This window comes from Tundrisphaera lichenicola (assembly GCF_051175385.1).
Lineage (GTDB): Bacteria > Planctomycetota > Planctomycetia > Isosphaerales > Isosphaeraceae > Tundrisphaera > Tundrisphaera lichenicola.
In genome coordinates this window covers 1,038,348-1,061,166 of the sequence record NZ_CP195106.1, presented here as the reverse complement: position 1 = coordinate 1,061,166, position 22,819 = coordinate 1,038,348, and the positions used below count along the sequence as shown (strand labels likewise).

Sequence of the window (22,819 nt, the reverse complement as noted above, 5' to 3'; positions counted from 1 at the left end):
GTTGGTCGCGTCCACCCCTTCGCGACCACACCGGGGCGAGATCGCCTCGGCCAGGCGAGGAGGCCGTCCATGCTGGATTCGAGGGCCGTCGTCGGAAATCTGATCGTGCTGGCGCTGCTCACTCCGTTGCCGATTATCGAAACACCCCAGGCGAATGCCCAGTCGCTGCCGATCAGTGCGGACAAACCGCATTCCGCCAAGGTCGAGACCCCGGAACGGAGGCGATCCCCCCTGGATCCTCTCTTCCCGGAAGAGATTGAACTCGCGGTGGCCACGATCCGGGACGAGAGGAATCTCCCGGAAAGTTACAAGTTCGTCTCGGTCGCCTTGAACGAGCCGTCGAAGGCGCTCGTGCTCCATCCGAAGGCGGGAGAGAGCATCCCTCGCGAGGCCCGGATGGTCCTGCTCGACCGAACGTCGGGAGTCGGATACGAAGCGATCGTTAACCTCTCGACGCGGTCCGTACCACATTTCGAGGCGCTCGCCGGGGGAATTCAACCACCGATCATGATGGATGAGTTCGGCGAGTGCGAGGAGGCGGCCAAGAAATCTCCCGAGTTCCGCGAGGCACTGAAGAAGCGAGGGGTCGAAGACCTGAACCTCGTGATGGTCGACGCCTGGTCGGCCGGCCACTATGGGAATGAACCCGCGGAAGACCGGGGGAAGAGAATCGTCCGGGCCTTGACCTGGGTCAAGTCCAGCCCGACGGACAACGGCTATGCGCACCCGATCGAGGGGCTCATCACTGTGATCGACCTCAATCGCAAGGAAGTGGTGAGGATCGAAGACCTGGGGGTCGTCCCGGTGCCGGGCAAGCCGGGCAACTGGGGTCGCGCGGACGTGGCGAACCCGAGGACCGACCTCAAGTCGCTGGAATTCACGCAGGCCGACGGGCCGAGCTTCAGGATCGAGGGGCAGGAAGTCCGCTGGCAGAAGTGGTCCTTCCGGGTCGGCTTCACCCCTCGCGAGGGGCTGGTGCTGCACACCGTCGGCTATGATGGTCGCCCAATCCTCTACCGAGGTTCGATCGCCGAGATGATCGTCCCCTATGGCGATCCCAAGGAATCCGCTTATCGCAAGAACGTGTTCGATTTGGGGGAGTATGGGGTGGGGATGCTCGCCAATTCCCTGTCACTGGGTTGCGACTGCCTGGGGACGATCCGATATTTCGACGGCCACCTCGCGGACAATCAGGGACGCCCCGTCACCATCAAAAACGCGATCTGCCTTCACGAGGAAGACTTCGGGCTTCTCTGGAAGCATACCGATTGGCGGACGGGACAATCGGAAGCCCGGCGATCGAGGCGGTTGGCGGTCTCGATGATCGCAAACGTGGGCAACTATGACTACGGGTTCTACTGGTACTTTTACCAGGACGGCTCGATCCAGCTCGAGGTCAAGCTCACCGGGATCGTGAACACCCAGGCGCTGAAGCCGGGCGAGTCGGCGAAATATGGGACCGAGGTTTCACCTCGACTCATCGCGCCCAATCATCAGCATTTCTTCAACGCTCGGCTCGATCTCGACATCGACGGCGAGGCCAACACCGCCCAGGAGGTGAACGTCCAGGGCGTCCCCTCGGGTCCGGAGAATCCTCATGGCAACGCTTTCGTGGCCGAGGCCACGCCTCTGAAGGACGAAATGGCCGCACAACGCGATACCCGGACCTCCTCGGCCCGATACTGGAAAGTGGTGAACACCTCGAAGTCGAACGCGTTGGGTGGTCCCGTGGGCTATCGTCTCTGCCCGGCCGAGAACGTCCTGCCGCATGCCCAACCCTCCTTCGCTCTGCTCAAGCGTACAGGATTCCTGACGCACAACTTCTGGGTGACCCCTTTCAAGGCCGATGAACGCTATCCGGCGGGCGAGTATCCGAATCAGAACCCGACCGAATCGGGCCTCGGTGCCTGGACGAAGGCAAACCGCGACATCGAGGCGACCGATCTGGTCGTCTGGTACAACTTCGGCCAGACGCACATCCCTCGGATCGAAGACTGGCCGGTGATGCCGGTGGTCTCGGTCGGCTTCATGCTCAGGCCCGATGGCTTCTTCGATGCCAACCCCGCGCTGGATGTCGCGCCCCCTCCTCAATGATCGAGAGAGGGCGGGGAAGATGCCGCTCCCGTCACAAAACCCGACGTTGGGACGCAAGCTTACCTTTCTCATCCGAGGTTATGCTTCATCCCCTAACATTCGATTTCTTCGAGATCACACCGAATCTCACGGGACTCGCTCCATGCTGCCAAATTACCGGCTTTCGATGTCGCTTGCCCTCCTGATGGCCCTCCATGTCATGCAGACGTCGCGGGCGGAAGACAATGTCCCGCCTCGGGGATTCATGGCCCTCTTCAATGGCAAGGACCTCGCCGGCTGGACCATCCCCGAAGGGGATGGCGGGCACTGGAAGGTGGTCGACGGCGTGATCGATTACGACGCCGAGAGCCAGGCCGAGGGAGACAAGTCGCTCTGGACCGAGAAGGAGTACGGTGACTTCGTGATGCTCGTCGACTGGCGGATCAAGGAAGCCCCCTTCATCAACAAGAGCATCCCCTACATCCTCCCCGATGGGACCCACGCCCGGGATATTCAGGGCAAGGAACTCCGACTGCCGCTGCCCGACGCCGATTCCGGCGTCTTCCTCCGTGGCGACGGCTTCTATCAGGCGAATATCTGGTGCTGGCCGATCGGCTCCGGCGAGATCTTCAGCATCCGGACCGATCCCATGAGCCCTCCCGCGCTCAAGGCCGCCGCGACCCCGATCGCGCAGGCCGACAAGCCCGTCGGCGAATGGAACCACTTCGAGATCACCGTCAAGGGCAAGACGGTCACGATCGCACTCAACGGAAAGACCGTGATCCCCGGGGCGACCATCCCGAGCATCCCCGATAAGGGACGACTCGCCTTCCAGCACCACGGGAACAAGCGTAACGGCATCTGGGCCGGCCCGCCCAGCCTCGTCCAGTTCAAGAATGTTTACATCAAAGAGTTGAAGTAAGGCCGAAGCCGGACGATCCTCCCTTCCTCCATCGCGGAGTACCCCACGATCATGAAGTGCACCGGAAGCGGGGAGATTCACCGCCGGGCTTTCCTGGCCGCTGCCGGTGCCGCGGCATCGGCGTTCACGATCGTCCCCGCCCGAGCCCTCGGGCGATCCGGGGCCGTGGCCGCCAATAGCCGGATCAACGTCGGATTCATCGGCGTGGGATCTCAAGGGTTGCGAGTGATGTTCGACTTTCTGGCATACCCGGATGTCCAGGCCGTGGCGGTCGCCGACCCGGTCCGCTCGGCGTCGAACTATCATCAATGGAGCAAGGACGAATTCTCCAATCGGGTGAACAAGCTCGTCGGGGTGAATTCGGGCTGGGAGTGGCTCAGCCCGAATTCACCGATGCTCCCGCTGACGCCCACCTTCAGCACGCCGGCCGGCGTAGCGGGTCGTGAGCCGGCCCGGAGGATCATCGACGGTTATAATGGACGTCGGTCGCGTACCGGGGAGTCACGCGGATGCGCGGCCTACGCCGATTTCCGCGAGATGCTCGACAAGGAAGCGGATATCGACGCGGTGGTCATCGGCACGACCGATGTCCTGCACGCTCCCGCCTCGATCGCCTCGATGATGCGAGGCAAGCACGTCTTCTGCCAGAAGCCGATGTCCCACTCGCTCTCGGCCGCTCGACGGATGGCGGAGGTCGCCAAGTCCTCGGGCGTGGCAACGCAGGTCGCGTTGCCGAAGCAAGCTTCCGAGGAGACCAGGAGGCTCTGCGAGTGGATCTCGGCCGGGGTGATCGGCCCGATTGGTCGGGTCGTGAACTGGACCAATCGTCCGTCATGGCCTCAGGGCCTGGCCCGGCCCACTGAAGTCCATCCCGAGCCGGACTGGATCGACTGGGACCTCTGGCTCGGCCCCGCACCCTGGCGGCCTTACCACCCTGCCTATCTCCCGTTCGTCTGGCGAGGCTGGTCCGACTTCGGCTGTGGCGCGTTCGGAGACATGGGTTGCTATAGCCTCGATAGCATCTATCGGGCCTTGAAATTAACGCCCCCAATCGCTGCCGAGGCCAGTTCCTCCGAACGATTCCCCGAGACCTTCTCGAAGGCGTCGACCATCCATCTCGACTTCCCGCCCCGCGACGGTCTCCCTCCGGTCCGGCTGACCTGGTTCGACGGCGGCCTCAAGCCCGAGCGGCCCGAAGGACTGGAAACCGATCGGCAGCTCCCGTCGGAAGGGACGATCTTCCACGGAACCAAGGGATTCCTGCTCTGCGACTTCAACGGCGGCTCGATGGAGTTGTACCCGAAGTCTCTCCGAACCGAATTCGTCGAACCGCCACGCAACCTGCCTCGATCCCCCGGGACCGAGCGTGAATGGCTCGACGCCGTGAAGGACACCCAGGCCCCACGACCCGGGGCGAACTTCGAGTTCTCGGCGAAGGTGACCGAGGCCCTCCACCTGGGCAATCTCGCGGCGAGAACCGGAGAGCAACTCGGTTGGGATTCCGCGACCTCGAAGCTGGACGGATCCGAAGTGGCCCGGTCCATGGCCCGGCCGGAGTATCGCGAGGGGTGGGGCGTCTGAATGTTCGACCGCCTCGGAGGACCCTTGGATGACGTCGACAACCAAGAGGAGCAGAATCATGTTCATGCGGACGGGCCGAGCCCTGGCGGCCTCGGTGGCAGCCGCCGGTCTTCTCCTGTGTCAGGCCAAGGCCGACGAGACCGCCCCCAAATCGGCGACCGCCCCGATCAAGGTCCTGATCCTCACGGGTGAGGGAGGACACGACTGGCGGGCAAGTTCCTCGACGCTTCGACGAATCCTCGAGGATACCGGCCGATTCGACGTCCGGGTCTGCGAGTCGCCCGCCGGTCAGACGACCGCGATGCTGGCTCCGTACGACCTCATCATCGACGACTTCACCAGACCAGAATCCGTCGGCGAGACCGAGGCGGCGATCGGCGAATTCTTAACATCTGGGAAGGGTATGGTCGTCACTCACGGAGGGGTCGATTCCTCGTCCCTGGATCGGAGAGACGCCTCGAATTCCGCCAAGGAATCACCAGTCCACCGGCCGGTGGACTTCCAGGGCGAGTCGACATCACCGGTGCAATTCCTCGAAGTTCGCCTGACTCGACCCGATCACCCGATCGTTCGAGGGATGCCGGGGGAATTCAGGACGGCCGATGCTCTCGATCGCGGGCTTGTCGCCGGTCCATCGGCCGAGGTCATCGCCACTGCCACCGATCCGGCTGGAGGTAAGGCTGTGCCCATCCTGCTCGCATCCTCGGCTGGGAACGGGCGAGTCGTCGGGCTGACGCTCGGGCATGACGCCTCGTCCATGCACGAGAAGACCTTCCAATCCACCTTCGCGCGATCTGCCGAATGGGCCGCGACTGGCAAGGTCCGTCTCCCGATTGTACAGGGATCAATCGAGCAAAAGACGAACAAGGTACGAGCGTTGTTGATCACGGGCGGCCATGATCATGATGCCGCGTTCTATTCTCTCTTCCAGGGTTATGACGAGCTCGACGGCTTGCCGAACGTGACCAGCGAGGTGGCCTTCAAGGACGACATACGCGGCAAGCATGACGTCCTGATCATGTACGACTTCACGCGCGAACTCGATGAGCCCGCCAGGAAGCATCTGCGCGATTATGTCGAGTCGGGCGGAGGCGTCGTCGTTCTCCATCACGCCCTGTTGAACTTCCAAAGTTGGGATTGGTGGTGCGACGAAGCCGTGGGTGGGAGCTATCGCCTGAGTCGGGTCGGGGCCACGCCGTCATCGTCCGTCAAGGACGACCAGCAAATCTTCGTCACGCCGGCGGGAGAACATCCGATAATCGCCGGCCTCGCCCCCTTTCACATCCAGGATGAAGCGTACAAGAATTTGCGGATGTCCCCGAAGATCCGCCCGTTGCTGACCACCGACAACCCGACCAGCGACACGAACCTGGCGTGGGTCAGCCCCCTGGACGGGGCGAGGGTGGTCGCGATCCAGCTCGGGCATGGCCCATCGGCGTTCGGGCATCCGTCGTATCGAGCACTGGTCCACAACGCCGTCCTCTGGGCGGCGGGACATCCCGTCGAATCGTCGCGCAAACGGTGAGTCGGATCATCATCCGATGCCAATAAGGACCGGCCAACCTCCGCCTCAAATCATCCACCACTCGAGAGAGGAACATTGCCATGAAAATCGGACTTTATGGGATCACGTACCTGGGCCTCTGGTATCGCGGCGAGGCCCTGACCCTTCCCCAGATGATCACGCGAGCCAAGCAGTATGGCTACGACGGGATCGAGATCGACGGTAAGCGTCCGCACGGAAACCCGCTCGACTGGCCGACGGATCGCTGCCGGGATCTCCGTTCGCGAGCCGATGGAGAGGGGATCGAGATCTACGCCGTTGCGGCCAACAACGATTTCAGCAACCCGGTGCCCGAGGTTCGGGAGTCGCAAATCTGCATGGTTCGCGACCTGATCCGAATGACGGCGGACTTCGGCGCCCCGACCCTCCGCGTCTTCCTCGCCTGGTGGGGCATCACCCGGCACCCACAACTCGCCACTTATGACATCGCCGAAGGCTACTGGCCGATCGTCCACGAGAAGTTCACCAAGGAAGAAATCTGGGGGTGGTGCCGCGAGGCCCTGGTGGAGTGCGCCCAGTACGCAGGCGATGCCGGTATTACCCTGGCACTCCAGAACCACAAGCCCATGATCAACGACCATAATGACCTGCTCAGGATGGTCCGGGAGGTGGACTCCCCTCACCTGAAGCTCTGCCTCGACGCCCCGCTCATGAACGATCGGAGCACGGCAGGCATTCGCGAAGGAGCCCGGGCGGTCGGTCCGCTGCAGGTCCTCTCCCACTTCGGCGGCGAGTTCGAGCGGCGGCCCGACGGCTCGATCCGCGGGTTCGAGCGAAACGACGGCGTGATCGGCGAGGAGACGAACCGATACTACGCCGACTTCGTCCGCTCGATGAATGAGATCGGCTACGACGGCTACATCGGCTACGAACTCTGCCATCAGCTTCCCGTGATCGACGGCCAGACGGTCGGCATTGATTTCGCCGATCAGAATGCCAAGATGGCCGCCGAGTTCATGCGAGAATTGATCGAGGCGGAAGTCCCGGCACTCAGCAAAGCCTGATCCGCACGTCACTCGATACCGGACGGTCTGATCCAAGGCGACAAGATCCCGAAGGCGCGAGGAAGATCACCTCGCGCCCTCGATCGTGCGCGACTCGACGGATGACCGTCCGTGCCCAACAAGTCTTATGTCCTCACAAGATCACCACGTTGACGATCCCGAATCGGGCCTTTCGGCCCGGATCCGTCTCGAAGTTCCGTCAGGAGGCATCCACGATGGGCTTGTTGCGGCGCTCCCTCGTCTTGCTTCTCATCCTGGAATTTACCGGCCTGGCCCACGCCCAGGAGAAGAAGCGTCGGCTCCTGGTCATCGGACAGAGCAAAGGATATCAACACGACTCGGTCTCCACGGCGATGGTGACGTTCTACAATCTCGGCCGGACCTCCGGCCTATGGGACACCTACTTCCGGACCGACTGCGCTGCCATCACCAAGAAGCCCCTGAAGTGGGGGGCCAGGAACCTGAACGACTTCGACGCGATCGTCTTCTTCACCGACGGCAACCTCGACATGGACGAATCGCAGAAGGCGGATCTTCTCTCCTTCGTCCGGGACGATGGCAAGGGGTTCATCGGCGTCCACAGCGCAACGATCACGTTCCTCGGCTGGCCGGAATACGGCGAGATGATCGGAGGCTATTTCGATGGCCATCCTTGGGGGACCTTCGACGCCCCCTTCCTCGTGGAAGACCCGTCCTTTCCGGGCATGGGCTATCTTCCCCGGAATTTCGTGATGAAGGACGAGATCTATCAAATAAAGGATTACTCGCGTGACAAGGTGCGCGTACTCTTGCGACTGGACGCGACCAAACTCGACCTCACCAGGAAGGGCATTCATCGCACGGATGGAGATTTCGCGGTAGCCTGGGCCCGGCCCTACGGCAAAGGACGCGTGCTCTACAACGGCATGGGCCACCAGACCGAGGTCTGGGATCGACCAGACATCCAGAAAATGTGGTTGGATATGGTGCGATGGTCAATGGGAATGATCCCGAGGGACGCGGCTCCCGCTCGAAGTGAGTGATGGTGATTCTCGGGTAGTCTTGGCCCGCCAAAATCGCGGATGACCTATCGTCGATCCGTCACTTTGGCTCCGCAACGGACAAATCAAACAATACAACAAGATTGGGCTACTCTCTTCCAACATCGAACAATCGACGAGAGGGTGGTCGATGATCGAATTCATCATGGCAAACTCTCGCAGCCATGCGAGCGTTGCCGTGCTTTATTGGGAAGTCGACGAGGAGGTTTGGAGGCATGTTTCAGGAGGGATGGCGCGGAACTATGCGAAGTACCGCTCGCGACGCTAACCCGTCGATCGAGGATCATCGTGATTACCTGCTCCTGCTCGTGCGGCTCCAGGGTAGGTTGGCGACTCCGCGGAAGTTAGAGTGGTTTTTTGTTGATCGTGACGATTGATCCGCTAATCACTCTCCTGTAAAAGGAGCGCCTGCCCGGATGAGATCCTACTCGATCGACCTCCGCCAAGGGGTCGTGACCGCCTACGACGCCGGCCAGGTGACCCATGAGCGGCTCGCCGGAGGAGTTCGCCGGCGTCGAACCGTCCGGTCTTCGTCGACGAGTCGGGTGCGAGCACGGCGATGGATCGGACGCACGGCCGCGCCCCCAGCGGGATGCGGGTGGACGGCCCGGTGCCGTACGGCCACTGGAAGGCCGTCAACCTGACCGCCGCGGTGCGGCTCGGCGGCGTGCTCGAACCGGCCTGCCTGGCGTTGGACGGGGTGACCGACTCGGCGGATTTCGAGACCTACGTCGGCGAATGCCTGGCCCCGACCCTGCGGCCTGGCGACATCGTGGTGATCGACAATCTGGCCTGCCGCAAGACCGCCGAGTTCGCCCGGTTGATCGCCGCGGCGGGGGCGAAGGTCCACTGCCTCCTGGCCTATCGCCCGGACCTGAACCCGAACGAGCAAGCTCAAGTCGGCCCTGCGGTCTCCGCGGCACGGACGGTGGACGCCCTGATAAGGGCGATGAGGGAGTCCCTGCGGTCGGTCCGGCCAGGAGACATCCGGAGCTGGTTCGCCCTTTACGAATATTCGACTCATCCGCCAACCGTCACGGTCAACGAAAAACCGCTCTAATCGACTCGCTCAACCTCGTTGCCAGGATCTTGTGCGAGGTCCAGGCAGCAGGGTACATCAAGTATGAAGAATACTGGGGAGATTCCGGAATCGCGTCGTCGCTGCCGAGTTTCCCCGGGCCGATTTCGCTCCAGGGCCAGACACCCTCCCCGGGAAACTGGGGCTATTACGGAGCCGGCTGGTCGCCCGGGTTCCATGTTGTCGAAGCAGCGGACCCGGCGCGGAATGGACGACTCAACACGACGGAGGTACGTGAATTAATCGAGAGCGCTGACTCGGACGGCGATGGGTCGGTCGACTTTCGTGACATCGACAAGGTGATCGCGAGTCGCTTCGGGACTTCGCCACCAACGCCCGGTGCGTCCCCTCCCGTGAGGGCCGAACGCGAGACCGGCGGTCGACACTCCCAGGTTCGGGGCGAGGATGTCGAAAGATGCACGCCGGTGCAGAAGGCTGCTCTGAAGTTCGAAGAGCCGGTCCAGGCCGGTCCAGGACACCTCCAGAATCACTGAATCAATTGTATCGACACGATCTATTTTTTCTCGCACTGTCGCCCATAAAACTCCTCGGGGATTTGACCTAGAGCGCCACGTTGGCCGTGATATACGGCTGACTGACATCCATAGGGCCATGCACCGGTCGATCCTCGCCTGACGATCAGTCCCGAGAAATTGGCCCACTCTTTATGCTTGGACGCACGTCCCGTACTCCAGTCTCCGGTTTCAGGGGCCTCTCCCATGCCAAGATCTCTCCTCGCCGCCACCCTGTTCTCGATTCTCGCCGGATCGGCCTCCGGGCAGGATCCGATATTGACCGGAACCACCCCCCTCCAGCTAACCGCCCAGCAAGACCACAAGCTGATGATGGAGTCGCTCAAGATCGACAAGCTGCGCCCGGGCGCGAACGGCATGAATCCCAACGCGCCCAACGCCGCCAATTATGATGAGTCGAAGGTCCAGGCCTTCACGCTACCGGACCCGCTCGTCTGCAAGGACGGGACGAAGGTCACGACACCGGAGCAGTGGTGGACCAAGCGGCGGGCCGAGATCGTCGAAGACTTCGATCGAGAGATCTATGGCCGAGTCCCCAATGATGTGCCCGAGGTGACATGGGAGCTGATCGAGACGACCGAGGAGAGGATCGGCGATATGGCGGCCGTCACCAAGAGACTGGTGGGCCGGGTCGACAACTCGAAGTGCCCGAAAATCGAGGTCGATATCCAGCTCAATCTGACCACTCCGGCCGAGGCCAAGGGACCCGTCCCGGTGATGATGGAGTTCGGCTTCGGAGGATTCGGCCCGCTTCCAAGTCGTGTACCGGCCAAGGGGGTTACCCCAAAATCGGATGCGCCTCGGCCAAAGGGTGCCCTCCAGGGCGGATTCGGTGGCGGAGGGCCATCCTGGCAGCGGCAGGTCTTGGAGAAGGGATGGGGTTACGCGATCATCGTTCCCAACAGCATCCAGGCCGATAACGGCGGGGGGCTGACCCGAGGGATCATCGGGCTGTGCAACAAGGGACAGGCCCGCAAACCCGAGGACTGGGGAGCCCTGCGAGCCTGGGCCTGGGGGGCAAGCCGAGCCCTGGATTACTTCGAGACGGACCAGTCTGTCGACGCCAAGCAAGTCGGCATCGAGGGACTCTCGCGCTTCGGGAAGGCGGCGGTCGTGGCGATGGCCTACGATCCCCGCTTCGCCATCGGCTTTATCGGCTCCTCGGGCGAGGGTGGGGCGAAGCTCCACCGCCGGAACTTCGGCGAGTTGGTCGAGAACCTCACCGGCTCGGGCGAATATCACTGGATGGCCGGCAATTTCCTCAAGTACGGCGGCCCGCTGACGCCGAACGACCTGCCGGTGGACGCCCACGAACTGATCGCTCTCTGCGCGCCGAGGCCGACCTTCATCAGCTATGGAGCATCGACCGGCCCGGGGGCCGAGGGGCAGTGGGTCGATCAACGCGGAAGCTTCCTCGCGGCCGTCGAGGCCGGCCCGGTGTACACGCTCCTTGGCAAGAAGGACCTGGGCACCTCGGAGTTCCCCGAGGTGGAGACGGAGATCACTAACGGCGACCTCGCCTTCCGGCAGCACAAGGGCGGCCACACGACCGGACCGAACTGGCCGACATTCCTGACGTTCGCCGACCGCTACATCAAGCTAAAGGAAGCTCCGACTTCGGGAGTGCACTGAGAGGCGATCATCCGCCACCCCCGGCATTGGGCAAGATCGGGGTCCATTGTTCGTCGAAGAATCCACCTCCGATGACATGCGAATCATCCAGCCGGGAAGGGTCGTCGGGAAGTTTCACGACGGCCCAGTCTCCCAGGCGTGGAAAGAGCAGATAGTTGAGCGTCCCGAGTTCTTTCTCGTGGAAGCTGTGCCCGCTATTCAGGACCACGTAACGGTCCTCGGCCAGCGGGTTCGGCTGGATGAGCATCAGTGCGTGACCGGCGGCGGGTACCTTGAGTTCACCGATCGCGCACTCTTCACGCGTCCAGCGGATCGGCAAGAGGGGGAGCAAGCGTGCCATCCAGGAGTTGCTCCCGGGGTCGCCGAAGAGGATCAGGTGGAAGCGACGGGCATCCTCCTCGGTCACCTCCGTGTCGTCCTTGATCGGGAGATCTCCTCGAAAGTAGCGGCTCCACTCGTCCGAAAATCGCTTCAGGTTTGCCTCCGCCCAGGCCTGCACGGCCGGATTCCAGGCCTTCCCCGTGCCTCGGACGCAGAGAAAGGGTGCCGTGAAGGCGTCATCGATCGGCCCCTGCAATCCCGGCCGCTTGCCATCCAGCTTGAATCGATCGTGCTCGCCCAGATAGGCCCACCGGCCATCCTTCTTGCCGACGATGATCCCCCGACGATCCTGCCGATCCGGAACGGAGATCGCCTCTCCTCCCACCCGGACCGACTTCACCTTCTCGGCGATCGGCGGGAGGATGGCGAACCGCGAGATGTTCCGAGGCTCCACCATGACCCCCGTGCCTTCCCGGTCGAGTTGGGCCTGAAGCTCGGCGCGGGTGTAGTGCTCCCCCAGACCGAGGACCTGGAGCCAGTCGCATCGACTATATTTGAGCGTCCACGTGACGAATCGGACCTCTCGGGGCGAGTGCTCCCGCCCTTTCTCCGCGAACTCGCCGATCCGGCGCATCTGCTCCCGATGCGTGACCGGGTCGATGACGTGTCCCGTGCCCGGGGAGATCAAGTTGACCAGCGTGAGGCCCTCTTTCGCCATCGCCCGACCCATGATCTCGTGGGCCTGGAAGAAGACGTCTTTCTCACCCATGCAGGCGACGACCGGGACCATGCCTGCGTTCGCCGCGTAGTCGATCGAGTCGAGTAGATGGAGAGTCTTCTCCTGATCGGGCGGGAGCGGCCCGACCTCCTCGAAGGTCGGGAGCGGAGTCTTCGAGAACTCATGTGTGTCCACATAGCCGCAGTACGGCCCGAGAGCCGCGAAGTCGCCCGGGTGTTTGAGGCCCAGGTGCCAGGTCCCGGAGGCTCCCATTGACATCCCGCGCAGGACGATCCGGTCGCGATCGATGGCGTAGTTCCGGCAAGTGGCCGCGATGGCCTCGAAGACATCGGTCTCGCCCGCCCATCGGTATCCGTTCTCGACCCGGCCGAGCGGGTGCAACTCGATGTAATCGTGTTCGGGTGAGTTCGCAGCGAGGTCGTCCCCCTCGTCAAAGCGGCTCATGAATCGGACCTCGCTCATCCCGACAGGTCGGCTGCTCCCGTGGAGTACCACGTCGAGCCTGATCGGCCGCTTGGGGTCGTAACCGGTTGGGATGATCACCGCGTAAGGCTGAGTGGATCCGTCCACTTCCGAGACGAAGCCCCGGACAACCTGACCCTTCCTGCTGACCCACGGAGACTTCCCGATTTCCAGCTCACCGATCCGGCTCCGGAACCGATCGAGCGCCGTTTTCAGGAGCGTCAGGTCGGCCGGGCCGAGATCCTCGTCATATTTCAAGGCCCAGGCGATTCCCTTGCCGAAAACCTCGACGTCGGCCAGCCGATCACGCCAGGTCGGATCGAGATCTCTCTTCAAGGTGGCCTGCTTCGCCGTGAGCTCACGCAGCCCGCGTTCGATCTCTCGACGCTCTTGCTTGGCCGGGGGTGGATCCGAATTATCGCCCCGTGACGAAGATGGCTCAGCGTTCAGTAACGCGAGGATCGCGAAGACAAATTGAATTCGGCATCGGATCTCCACAAGACCGACCTCCCACTTCCGGCCTGAGGTTGCCATCGGAACAACTCGAAATTGTCGGTCGCGGGCAGGTCGCCCGCAAGCCGGAGATGCCGACCAACGGGCTCGCTATCGCGTCATCGAGGCCACTGCCCGTCGAGGGGCAGAGTCATCCTTGAAGGGATGGCGTTCGCGACCCGCACAAGATGCTCCACAGACTCTCGACTGCAAAGAGCCGCCTCATCCCAAGACTCGTCGGAGTCCTGCACGCTTGAAGTTCACTTCGGACGGGAATGCCCGAATCGTACGAGGTTACCAAGTCACGGGTGATCGATTGGACCTTCCGAATACACGTCCTCGGGACGCGGCTCGATGCGAGCGTCCTTCTTCACACGGCCCAAGGCGAATGACGCGAATCGGACTTCCAACTCGCCATCCGGCCAGAAGAGGAACCGATGACATAGTTGACCATCTCCGTCGATGTCCACCTCGTCGTACAGCACCTCGGTCCTGGGATCGCGGGCTCGGTCTTCCAAGCAGACGAGATCCGTCGTTTCGAGCGGGACCCCCGAATACTGCAGGACGGCGTCGAAGTAGCCTGCCTGCTGGTCACCGCACCGCAACTCGATCCTCAGCCCCGCTGCCCGGCGGTCGACTCTCACACGTCGGATGATCGCGTCGTGGAGATCGACCGACGTCGCGAGTTCGTCGACCGCCCCTGGCAAACGCCCCGCGAGGCCCTCGATGTGCGACGAGTAGGCGTGACGCACATCTTCGGCCTCCTCAGGCGTCAGTTCGCCCCTCGCCCATGATCGGGTGAAGTATCGCATCGGTGCCTCCTGCCTACCGGCTCGGAGAGGATGAAGTGATATCAATGACCCCGAATCATTTCTCCGGCCAGAGCGAATTAATCATTTCGATGGTCCGATCCGCAAGGACCTGGCCCCCTTCCGACCCCACAACATTGCTTTCCGCGATCGCGCTATAGCCCCCGCCGCGAGCGGCCCGGCCGGTCGGGACGTAGCTTCCGGGGCCGGCTAGCTGGATCACGAACGTCTGGAGTGCCCGGCTCCGCGCCTTGATCTGAATCCCGAACTCGGTGAACAGTTCGAAGACATTGGTCGCGATTGCCACGTCGCCAAGCCGGATCACGTGGAGTTCCATGGCGAACGGATCGACGGGTCCTGCTTTCTGCCGATCGAAGCGATCCACGACATCCTGATGCCAGAGGACCAGCCGCTGGTTCCGAGGATCCTTGGAGAGCGTCTCGACCTTGGACCGCGCTTCGGCGGCCTCGGCCTCGGTGACGACCCGGCGCGGCAGTTCGATCGTGGCGACCTTATGGACCAGGACGGCATCAGAGTGCTGATCCTGGCGGGCACCGTCGAAGGCTTCTTCCCACGCGGCCACGATCCGCCTCGATAGCTCTTGCAGACGGTTCAGTCCTCGGAGCGTACGCATCCGCTCCTCGGCACGTTTCCGATACATCAAGTGGGGCGACTGATCGCCCGCCGCGCCAGTCCAGCCGAGTATCAGCAGGTCCTTGCCGTGCTTCGATCGCAAGGACTCGCGCAACTCGTGCCAGAAATCGGCATTGACGGCCGATCCCCCTTCGACTTCCTGCGAGGGACAAGCGACATTGACCGCCGTGGCGAGCAATTTCCCCTCCGTATCCCAGAAGAACAGGACCTCAACACCTTGATCTTCCGATCCCTCGATGCCTCGGAAGTCCGGTCGATCCGTAGGGCCGTACATCTGGGCACGGCCGTCGGCATACACAGCTCGCCGGTTCTGGGCCACCACGGCATGACCCAGCCCCCAACCGACCCGCCCCGGCTTGAGCGACTCCCAGGCCCTAACCGCGGCCTCGGCGATCCTGTCGGAGAGGAACTCCGCATACTCGCCCGGCTGCATGACGCCTTCCCTGGGAATCTGGTAATCCCCTTCCTTCATGACGGGAGCCGTGTGCGTATGCGTGGCGTTGAGTAAGAGCTTCCGGACATCCAGGCCGGTGATCCGATCTCCGACTTTCCGTCTAACCTGCTCGAGAACCACCGCATCGATCACGACCAGATCGCACGAGATCAGCACGGCCTGATCGAGGACACGCTCTCCCTCGCGAGATTCCAGGGCCAGTGCCGTGGCCGTGACCGGGCTTTCGACCTCCCGAGCGACTCGGGTGTGCATCTGACCCGAGAGCGCGACCGGCCGATCCGGGGTGATGCTGACGGTCGCACCCCCGACGAATAGATCCGAGGCCCGACATTCGACGAGCCCGACGAACATCGAGAGGGCGGCGATGGCCCGAAACAAGCTCGCTCGACGACGAAAGCTTTCTGGCAACATTCCTGGGTCTCCCGGTGATTCTCGGATCGAAACCGAATCCTGGCGCGAATGGCATCGCGAGTCTCGCGGGGCAACGACCGGCCCGGAGGCTGGATCTCCGATCGACCCGGCTGCCTACTCCGACCTCATTCTGGTCGCCAGGGCTGACTCTTAATCCAACTGCGAAGAAGTTCGGACGCAGGACGTTCCTCGCCGGGATCGCGATCGATCAGGGTCAGGTCCTGAGCCTTGATGAGCCTCCGAATGAGCGCATCGCGACCGTCGGACGGGTCGGGATCAGGACCCAGCACCGAGGGGTGAACCACCACGCAATCCCAGCCACCGGGGCCGAAGCTCAATGATCCGTTCATGATCCAGGCCTGGCCGTGAATGAAGGATTCGAGCGAGTCGGCCTTCGCCGAACGCGGCACGGCGAGGAGGACGAGGTCGGGAGCCATCGGACGGACCTTCTCGCGGGCATACCGCTCGAGGTCGCTCAAGGATTCGCCCTCGATGGGCCATCGGGTGACCTCGACTCGAGTCCCGGGCGCGACTAAATCGAGCGCTGGGCCGATCCATTCGTCGAGGGGTGGCATGGCGAGGACCCGGATCGGCTGGCCGCCCGCGATCCGCTCGGTCGTGCGAGGCAAGGCCGATGGAGGCGGGGGAATGTCGGTCAGGTCGATCGGCCGACCCGTGATCGACCGGGTCAGGGATTCGGCGACCCGTTTATGGCCGTCCATGTTGGGGTGGATCTCGTCGCTCATCAGCAGCCGCCAGGCCATCGGGTCGCGATCTCGGAGAGCTTCGAGGTCGGAGTACACGTCACAGACCGGCACCTTCAGGAGGCGGCCTACCTCGCGGACCGCATCAGAGTAAGCTCGAAGGCGGTCGGTCGGACGATCGACCGTCGTGATCACGTTATTGGGCGTACAGAGCACCACCTCGGCACCTGCGGTCCGGCACTTCGTCACGATCTCGCCGAGGTTCTTCCTGAAGTCGTCGAGGGATACTCGCGTCATGTCGTTCAGGCCGAACATGACGGTGACCAGGGTTGGCTGGTGTGCCAGGACGTCGCGGTCGAGGCGAACCAGGGCGTCGCTCGTCGTGTTGCCACTGACCCCGGCATTGATCGTGTTGATATCGGCCGAGGGATAGATCCGCCGGAGCGCGATGGCCAGCAGGTCGGTGTACGCGCGGCGGGACCCGGTGTGGTAATACACTCCGGTGACGCTATCGCCCAGGCAGACGACCCGCACTGGTCCACCCGACTTCAGAACCTCGGTCGTCCTTGGTGGCTCCGATCGAGGTGCCGGTTCGCCCCAGGCCACTCGAGCCACGAATACCGCTCCCTTCGCGCCGCGGCGGCGTGCTCCCTCATTCGAGATGCCTTCGGCCACCGTCACCCAGAATTCGTGGTCGTCGATGGACGCCGCCCCGAAGTTGCCCAACTCGGCGCCTCGCTCGGGGACGATCACCCGCTCCGTGGCGCGGATCACGTGGAGACGATCCGGATCGACCTGGGCGAGGAAGAGCGGGGCTCGGTGACGGAGGATGTGGTCGTTGTCGGCCCCGCGTCGAGTGTAGACCAGAAACAGCTCATCCTGGTGGGCGAGCCAATGCTGCTGAGTGTTATAACTGCCCAGTTCCTCGCCATCGTCGAACGTCCACGCCTTCGCGGGCCGGTAGTGCAATCCGTCGCGGCTGGACGTGACATATCCCTTGAGGTCATTGCGAATCGTCAGAAAATAGTGCTCGCCGGAGCGGATGAGCGACGGCTCATAAAGGCCGCGTGCTTGATCCAAGGCCAGGATATCTCCGTGATCGCGATAGCTCAGATTCTCGCCGTCGAAGGTACAGCGGACGACCGTGACGCCGAAGGGAACATCGGCCGATCGAGCGATGTAGCAAGGCAGGAGCACCGAGCCGTCGGGCTCGACGACGAACTGGGCGCAGGCGCTCCGGGCGAAGTTGAATGATTCGTCAGCCGGCATCTCCAGTCGTCGCCACCTTGTCCACGAACCGGATTTCGGATCGAAGACCGCGTAGGCTGTCTGGTGGGCGCGGGGACGATCCTCGAGTTGTTCGCCTCGCGGCCCGTAGCGGACCTGGGCGCCGACGGCAATCACTTTCCCCGAACGGGGATGGAACATCGGGGTAACATCGGCCACCGCGATATCCACCCCCTCCGGTTCATGGACCCAGTCCAGCTCCTTGATGGGCCGAGGTCCAAGCCAGTTTTTTCCCAGGTCCAAGCTCCTCAGATCGCTCAGGCCGGAGTAGTGGTCGGAGGTCTTCAGGTGTTTCTGGAGCGTGATGAGGACGTCGGGAGGGCCGTCACCCTCGGCCTTCGGGATAGCCGTCGCCCTGGGGTGGTACCAGTGGAACTGGTCGTCGTCGTGCTCGAGGACGGTTTCGAGCCTGGTCGTGAAGGATCGAGTCGGCGGGGCGGGTCGAAACGCCTCGAAGAGCACGGGTAGCATGTCCTCGGAGAGTTCGCGGTGGCCCCTTGGGTTTGGGTGACAGCCGTCGGTCGTCCAGTCGCTGAGTTTCCGGCCCTCCGACCTCGCCCGAGTCCAGCGGGCGAAATGATCGACCAGAGGGACCCGACACTCCTCGGCCACCTCTCGGCACGCCTCCATGTAGGGCTCGAGCCGGACGTTCGGGTTCTCGCCGAACCCGTTGGGTGGGGCGTCGTCGATCCATCGGGGCTCGGTCATGAGGATCGGCTCGATCCCCAGGAGCAGCAATCTGGCGACGATCGTCCTGAGGTTCTCCTTGTACTCAAGAACCGAGATCCGACTCGCGGTCGCGCCCTTGTCGACGTAGCTGTCGTTCGTCCCGTACATCACGGTGACGACCCGTGGCCGGAGCTCGACCACGGAGTCGAGCCGTTTCAGGGCCTGATCGGTCCGTTCGCCCCCGACGCCCATGTTGACGAACTCGGCGTCGATCCCGCTAGCCTTCAAGGCTCGTTCGGCCGCGATGACGAAGGTGTCCTCGGGGCGAACCCCGGGGCGAACCCCCTTCGTGATCGAATCTCCGAGTGCCACGACACGGACGACCTTCGTCGTTGGCGCGACCTCACGTTGATCAGAGTCTGCTCCGAGACAGTTAACGGAGATCCAGGGAATCCCGAGGACGCCGGCCAATGTCGCCAAAATGAAGGACGTTCTCATGATCCCTGGCCTCGATCCGGATCGAACAGTGGTGATGACGATTCGACCGGATCAAGGCGACCACGACACGGCTCCAGTATCCGCGGAGCCCCTCGTTGAACGCTCGACAGCCATGATGATCGACCATCCCGTTCTTCCATGATGCCTCTCGACACCATCCCTTGACCCGGTCTGGACTTACCTTAACTCGCCCGATGAGTCCCTTCAACAGGGCGAGGTCACTCGTGGGCTCCCGAGGGCTGCCTTTCGGCTCCGAGGAATCCTGTCGATGGTCAATTCGGTCGGGTCGCCCCGCCCCTTCCTACCTCTCGACCACGACCGTCAATAGTCCGGCCTTCCCCGCCTGGAAGCTCATCCCTTCGTTCGGCTGGGCGACCACCTTTCCGCTCGAGTCGAGCACCTTGAAGAACAGGAAGTCGGAGTCTTTCAGGGCGGGGAATAGGTCCCTGCGGATGAGGGCAGTGGCCAGGCCCAGGTCGTCGGTCGTGGCCGGATCGGTCCGGCCACGAACATCGGGATTCGCGGCCTCGACGACGAGTTTATAGCCGGGAAGCGGTCGACCATCCGCGCCGGTGACGACCAGGACAACCGACACCGCCCGCTTGTCCGGCCCCGGGAATCGGTCCAGACGCTTCTCCATGAGCGTGATCTGATCGATGAACCTCGAAGTGTCTGCGATATTGAGATCGTCCTTCGGGGGAGGAATCACATTTTCCAGTCGGGCGAGCCGCTTCTTCAGTAGAGCGGTCAGGACCGATCGGGCGAGACCGCCGGGCGTTCCTCCGGGCGGAGGTTCTTCGGGTGGCTGAACGGGCTTAAGCTGCGAGTCGACCGAGGGACAATCGGCCTTGATCGGGACCAGGTTGAGATTCACGGCGGCCAATGGATATCCGCGAAAATAGAGGCAAAGGGTCGCCTGGTTATTCACCCCCGTGAGCATGAGACCGAGCCCGACCGCCGACCAGCGGAGGCGTGGCGGCGGAACCTCCTCGCGGAACCCGTTGCCGAGCACGCGGGTCATCGTCCCGGTGAACCGGGCGTGGGCCACGAGTCCGGCGTTAGGCCCGATGAGGCACTGAAACTGGTTGTCCGAGACCAGGGTATCGGAATTATTTTCGATCAGGACCGAGGTCGAGAGATCGGCGAAAGCCACATCCGGGGCGTTGAGCTCGCAGCGATTGGCCTGGAAGATCAGATCACAGGGAGGGAACGGGGACGCGAGGGCCTCGGGCCGGTCGTCGATCAGGACGTATTCGGGCGAACGGAAGACAACGCGATTCTTCAGGCTACGAAGTGGATTATTGATCATGATCGTCAGGCCCTGGAGCACCTTGAGTTCGCCCCAGGTCGCGTCGCCCCCGTATCGCGCGAATCGATTGTTCGAGACCGCGAACGAGCCCGAGACCTGGATGGCCAGGAGCGCAGGTCCGGTGGTCGCGGAGACCCGGTTGTGCTCGACCGCGGCGGCAAACGGCCCGGAGGTTGGATCTTCCGGCACGCCCGCGACGTTCACGAGGACGATGCCACCCTGGGCCTTCTTCGGGTCGACCGCACCACCATTGGCGAGCAAGCTGTTCCCGGCGACCCGGACGCCCCGGGTGTGCTCGACGAGGATTCCGGACATCGGTATCCCGGGACCATTTCCCTCTAACTGGTTTTCGAGGATCTCGACCTGGGCGGCCTCGGTCAGTTCGATGACACCCGGCGCGAGCTGATCGCTCCGGATTTCGCTGAGGACCGACATCTCACCGTCGGTGGCTCCGTTGCTGAGGAAGCGATTGCGCTCGATCCGCAGTTGCGACAGACTGGTCCCCTTGCCTCCCCCACCGGCGATCGCCTGGGCGCCGAGCCCCCCGAAATCATTGCCGTCGATGACCACATAGCGGACGGCACCCTCGCCCTCGACCCTGGCGGCCGGGCTGGCGAGAGTGACCCCCAGCCCGACCTTCGGGCCGAACGTATTCTGCCGGATCGAAACGAACGCGCTGGTGGGTAACACGTCCAGGCAGGTATGGTTCAGGATATCCCCCGACTTCTCGCCGCCCGCGACCCGATTGCGACTGACCTCGATATTGGTCCCGGAGACCTGGAACGCGGCGTTGGGGTCCTCTCCGAACAGATCGACGATGTTGTCGAGGATCAGGAAGTCCGTGACCTTCTCCGCCCGAACGGCCGGCCCGCTCCTGACCGTGAAGTGCAGGCCGGAGACGGTCACCTCCGATATGCCCTTGAAGGAGAACGCACCCCGGGGGGCGACGACTCGAGAACCGGTGCCGCACCCCTCGATGATTACTTTTCCCTGCTCGACCTCGATCGGCTCCTCCACCTGATGCTCGCCGGGCAAGATACAGAGGGTCGCGCCGGTCTTGGGGATCGCCTTGACGGCCTCGGCGATGGTGTTGAACTTCCCCTTGCTGGTGACGCCATCGTGGACGACGAAGGTGCAGCAGCAGGCCTCGCCCCCCTCGGGTAGCTCGGTCAGTGGGGGGAAGTCGTGGGGGCACTCCTCGACCAGCTGCGCCGAAGCGAGTCCGCCTGCGACCGTCCAGTCGTAGAGGGCCAGGCAACAGTAGTGCCGCTCGACCCCCCGAGGGGGGCTGGCGCCTTCCATCTCCGCCGGCTCGATCTGGCGGGTATAGGGGCTCGCCGACCAGATCCAGAAGTCCTGATCGTGGAAGTACGTGGTTGCGGGGGCAGGCCCCGCGCCGAACGCTACGGAAAGGCCCGAACCATCGTCGAGAGTGAACGGGGTGGAGAGAGCGACCTGTCGAGGTTCGCCCGACCACCTCCGGAGGAACGGGGCGGTCGGCTGGACGAAGTCCTGGCTGAGGCGGACGAACCAGACCCCGTCGGGCTGCTCGACCGGGTCTCCGAGGATCCGGGCCACGGGGTTCCGGAAGACCCCAAGCTCGGTCTCCTCACCGCAGACCTCGACCCAATGGTCCTTCGCCAGGCGGGTCACCTGGTCGTTGCCGACGGAGAGCACGGGGATGTCGGTGTTCTTGGAGACCGGCTTGAGCCGGAGGGCGTCGTCGACCTGGATCCGGACGGCGAAGGCCGCGTTCTCGATCGACCATTTGAAGGTGGCGGTCCCCGCAGCCCCCGGGGTGTGGATCTCGACCCGGTAGGTCCGGTACTCGGCCCCGCCGTAGCCCCCCTCCTGCGGAGTCTCGCAGGGCTTGGGTACGGGCGGGTTCGCCTTCAGGGTCACCTTCAACGTCCCCGATGTCCCCCGAGGACGGGCGTCTTCGAGGGCCTTGCAAGCCGCCTCGCAATCGGCCACCCCGGCCCCGACCGGGAAGGACTTCACCCGGGCCACGGTCTGGAGTCGCGAGGTGGTGTCGCCCCCTCCCAGGGCCCGCTCGCGGACCCAGGCGCCGAAGCTCGCGACCTGATCGGAGCGACGGGCCTCGTCGAACAGTGCCGAGACGAGCATGGGGAATGCTTCGAGGTAGAACAGGACGCGCCCGGCTTGCGGCGCGAATCCCGGCCAGTCGATCGGCGGGTTGGCGAAGGCCGCATTCCAGGTGTCGAGATCGGGGACCGGCCAATCGGGCTGGTCTGCGATTCCGGTCTGGATGACGGCCGGGTCATCCCCGTCAAGTTCGCAGAGCATACCCCCGGCGTAGAACCGACCCTGGGTGATCGAGACGGCGTCGCTGAAACCGGGCTTCGGGACGATCTTGATCCGGAAGCCCGGGGCGTGGATCGGCCGGCCGCAGTCGCCGATGACGTCGGTGGCCTCGGTCAGGAGGCGGTGGAGGAGGATCTCGGCCCCCTCATTCGCGTCGGCGTCGAGCCCCACCCGCCCCTGCTGTTGGAGCACGGCGTGGTAGTGCTTCCGGGGGTCATGGGTCAGCCTGCTGAAGTCGCCGGTCACGGGGCCTACCTC

At 63.4% G+C, this 22,819-nt stretch carries 12 protein-coding genes and 1 pseudogene; 8 read left to right on the top strand and 5 right to left on the bottom strand.

From position 1 onward, the window contains the following. Nucleotides 1-69 precede the first annotated feature (69 nt). The 8 genes and pseudogenes from P12x_RS04085 to P12x_RS04050 all read left to right on the top strand — a co-directional run bounded on the left by P12x_RS04085 (nt 70) and on the right by P12x_RS04050 (nt 11,427). Complete coding sequence (locus tag P12x_RS04085) at nt 70-2,094, top strand: primary-amine oxidase (RefSeq protein ID WP_435009560.1); 2,025 nt, start codon at nt 70-72, stop codon at nt 2,092-2,094. 142 nt (nt 2,095-2,236) lie between these two features. Then, a complete protein-coding gene (locus tag P12x_RS04080) occupies nt 2,237-2,995 on the top strand; it encodes a 3-keto-disaccharide hydrolase (protein WP_435009559.1) in 759 nt (252 codons plus the stop codon). 51 nt (nt 2,996-3,046) lie between these two features. After that, the gene (locus P12x_RS04075; RefSeq protein ID WP_435009558.1) at nt 3,047-4,576 is read left to right on the top strand and encodes a Gfo/Idh/MocA family protein; all 1,530 of its coding nucleotides are present in this window, start codon (nt 3,047-3,049) and stop codon (nt 4,574-4,576) included. A gap of 58 nt (nt 4,577-4,634) precedes the next feature. After that, nucleotides 4,635-6,101 carry a ThuA domain-containing protein gene (locus P12x_RS04070; RefSeq protein WP_435009557.1) on the top strand — a complete coding sequence of 489 codons (1,467 nt, stop codon included), beginning with the start codon at nt 4,635-4,637 and terminating at the stop codon, nt 6,099-6,101. An 80-nt stretch (nt 6,102-6,181) separates the two neighbouring features. Then, entirely contained in the window at nt 6,182-7,144 is a 963-nt protein-coding gene (locus tag P12x_RS04065) for a sugar phosphate isomerase/epimerase family protein (protein WP_435009556.1), read from the top strand. A gap of 215 nt (nt 7,145-7,359) precedes the next feature. Continuing rightward, a complete protein-coding gene (locus P12x_RS04060; RefSeq protein ID WP_435009555.1) occupies nt 7,360-8,166 on the top strand; it encodes a ThuA domain-containing protein in 807 nt (268 codons plus the stop codon). Between the two features lie 556 nt (nt 8,167-8,722). Further along, nucleotides 8,723-9,244 (top strand): annotated as a pseudogene (locus P12x_RS04055) (transposase); the annotation flags it as partial. Between the two features lie 737 nt (nt 9,245-9,981). Further along, nucleotides 9,982-11,427 carry a glucuronyl esterase domain-containing protein gene (locus P12x_RS04050; RefSeq protein ID WP_435009554.1) on the top strand — a complete coding sequence of 482 codons (1,446 nt, stop codon included), beginning with the start codon at nt 9,982-9,984 and terminating at the stop codon, nt 11,425-11,427. Between the two features lie 7 nt (nt 11,428-11,434). Here the strand turns inward: P12x_RS04050 and P12x_RS04045 are convergent, their stop codons facing one another. The 5 genes from P12x_RS04045 to P12x_RS04025 form a co-directional block, all read right to left on the bottom strand. Next, nucleotides 11,435-13,285 carry a prolyl oligopeptidase family serine peptidase gene (locus P12x_RS04045; RefSeq protein ID WP_435009553.1) on the bottom strand — a complete coding sequence of 617 codons (1,851 nt, stop codon included), beginning with the start codon at nt 13,283-13,285 and terminating at the stop codon, nt 11,435-11,437. Nucleotides 13,286-13,743: 458 nt separating this feature from the next. Further along, nucleotides 13,744-14,253: a hypothetical protein gene (locus P12x_RS04040; RefSeq protein WP_435009552.1), complete on the bottom strand. Its 510-nt coding sequence runs from the start codon at nt 14,251-14,253 to the stop codon at nt 13,744-13,746. A gap of 55 nt (nt 14,254-14,308) precedes the next feature. Then, entirely contained in the window at nt 14,309-15,769 is a 1,461-nt protein-coding gene (locus P12x_RS04035) for a hypothetical protein (protein WP_435009551.1), read from the bottom strand. A gap of 125 nt (nt 15,770-15,894) precedes the next feature. Further along, nucleotides 15,895-18,801 carry an SGNH/GDSL hydrolase family protein gene (locus P12x_RS04030; protein ID WP_435009549.1) on the bottom strand — a complete coding sequence of 969 codons (2,907 nt, stop codon included), beginning with the start codon at nt 18,799-18,801 and terminating at the stop codon, nt 15,895-15,897. Between the two features lie 427 nt (nt 18,802-19,228). After that, nucleotides 19,229-22,807 (bottom strand): DUF6519 domain-containing protein, encoded by a 3,579-nt coding sequence (locus P12x_RS04025; protein ID WP_435009548.1) that lies wholly within the window; start codon nt 22,805-22,807, stop codon nt 19,229-19,231. Between the last annotated feature and the right edge of the window lie 12 nt (nt 22,808-22,819).

Coding starts and splice junctions, on each gene's coding strand:
- P12x_RS04085 (WP_435009560.1), top strand. CDS start 70: ATGCTGGATTCGAGGGCCGTCGTCGGAAATCTGATCGTGCTGGCGCTG.
- P12x_RS04080 (WP_435009559.1), top strand. CDS start 2,237: ATGCTGCCAAATTACCGGCTTTCGATGTCGCTTGCCCTCCTGATGGCC.
- P12x_RS04075 (WP_435009558.1), top strand. CDS start 3,047: ATGAAGTGCACCGGAAGCGGGGAGATTCACCGCCGGGCTTTCCTGGCC.
- P12x_RS04070 (WP_435009557.1), top strand. CDS start 4,635: ATGTTCATGCGGACGGGCCGAGCCCTGGCGGCCTCGGTGGCAGCCGCC.
- P12x_RS04065 (WP_435009556.1), top strand. CDS start 6,182: ATGAAAATCGGACTTTATGGGATCACGTACCTGGGCCTCTGGTATCGC.
- P12x_RS04060 (WP_435009555.1), top strand. CDS start 7,360: ATGGGCTTGTTGCGGCGCTCCCTCGTCTTGCTTCTCATCCTGGAATTT.
- P12x_RS04050 (WP_435009554.1), top strand. CDS start 9,982: ATGCCAAGATCTCTCCTCGCCGCCACCCTGTTCTCGATTCTCGCCGGA.
- P12x_RS04040 (WP_435009552.1), bottom strand. CDS start 14,253: ATGCGATACTTCACCCGATCATGGGCGAGGGGCGAACTGACGCCTGAG.
- P12x_RS04035 (WP_435009551.1), bottom strand. CDS start 15,769: ATGTTGCCAGAAAGCTTTCGTCGTCGAGCGAGCTTGTTTCGGGCCATC.